Below are 1,333 nucleotides of genomic sequence, written 5' to 3'. Positions count from 1 at the left end.
CGAACCAGCCGGTGTGATATCTCTCGTCATGGCGTTGCTCTCCTTTGTGGAATCAGCACCCCGAGCCTACCGGCTCAAGGTGGGCAACGCCGACCTCTTCAGTAATTCAACAGAACCCGGGACATCCTCCCGACGCTTGCTGCAGAGAAGCTGGCGGAGCGGCATGGTTTGCATTTCGGCGTTGAGACGGTGCGGCGCTGGATACATTCCCTCAGCGCGCACCTATGCCGGCCTGCCGGAACTGATCTATCCCTTCCACGATCGCGACGTCGTCATCACCGCCTACGGGCGGCTCTGCCTGCATCGCCAGCATGGCGTTGCAGGTGAACTCGGTGCCATTGTCGGAGACGGTCATGCCCGCGCTGATTGGCCAGTGCCGTCAGCTCGCGCGCCACCCGCCCCGTCCCGAGATCGAGGTGTCGGGGATCGCCGCCAGGCATTCCCTCGTCACGTCGTCGACGATGTTCAGGATTCGAAAGCGGCGGCCGCTGGCGAACTGGTCATGAACAAAATCCAGCGACCAGCGGGCATTCGGCCTGGTCTCGACCAGGATCGGCGCCCGGGTGCCCACGGCGCGGCGGCGGGCCCGGCGCTTGCGCGCACGGTGAGACCTTCCTCCCGGTATAGCCGGTAGATCCGGTTCAGCCCGGATGGCTCGCCCAGCTTCCGCAACAGCACGAACAGCCGGCGATAACCGAACCGCCGGCGGCCATTGGCAAGCTCGCGCAATTGGCCGCGCAGTTCGGTGTCCGGCGGCCGGCACGGCCGGTATCGGACCATCTTGCGGTCAGCGCTGACGATGCAGCAGGCCCGACGCTCCGACAGACCCATGACGGCCTGTAGATGCGCGGCGGCTTCGCGCTTGGCGACGGGCCCTACCATTAATGGGATGGTCCGCCCCGTCCTCCTCCCTCATCATAGGAAGGTCAGATCAAAAGAGGAGAGTATCATGGCCCATCGCAATTTGCCGCGACCTGCGGCTGTCTATGGAATCGACATTGGCAAGAACCTGTTCCACGTCGTTGGCCTGAGCTGCGACGGCACACCTGTTCAGAAAGTTCGCTTCCGACGGGAGACCCTTCTTCAGTTCTTTGCTCGCGCACAACCAAGCATAGTTGGCATGGATCCTGCGCCGGCTCACAGTGGCTCGCCCGGAAGATAAAGGCACTAGGTCACAAGGTGCGTCTGATCCCCGCGCAATTCGTGAGGTGCCGTCCGAAAAGCGGTTGGAATTGAAAGTGGCGTAGTCTCCGGGGTGATCAACCTCGAATCACCCGGCGTTGACGCGCCGGGCTGGAGACCACGCCATGACAAGCGTTACCACGAAGGCTTT

The 1,333-nt window shown here is 62.9% G+C and carries 2 pseudogenes; one reads left to right on the top strand and one right to left on the bottom strand.

Annotation, left to right across the window (positions count from 1 at the left end):
• Nucleotides 1-292: 292 nt before the first annotated feature.
• Nucleotides 293-882: pseudogene (locus ACZYOF_RS43805) on the bottom strand (DDE-type integrase/transposase/recombinase); the annotation flags it as partial.
• A 67-nt stretch (nt 883-949) separates the two neighbouring features.
• Between ACZYOF_RS43805 and ACZYOF_RS43800 the strand changes: the two are divergent.
• Nucleotides 950-1,224, top strand: a pseudogene (locus ACZYOF_RS43800) (IS110 family transposase); the annotation flags it as partial.
• Nucleotides 1,225-1,333 lie beyond the last annotated feature (109 nt).

The sequence above is a fragment of the Bradyrhizobium sp. LeoA1Lang genome, from assembly GCF_055413685.1.
The sequence above is the reverse complement of the archived record's forward strand: the minus strand, read 5'-3'. Positions and strand labels throughout refer to the sequence as shown.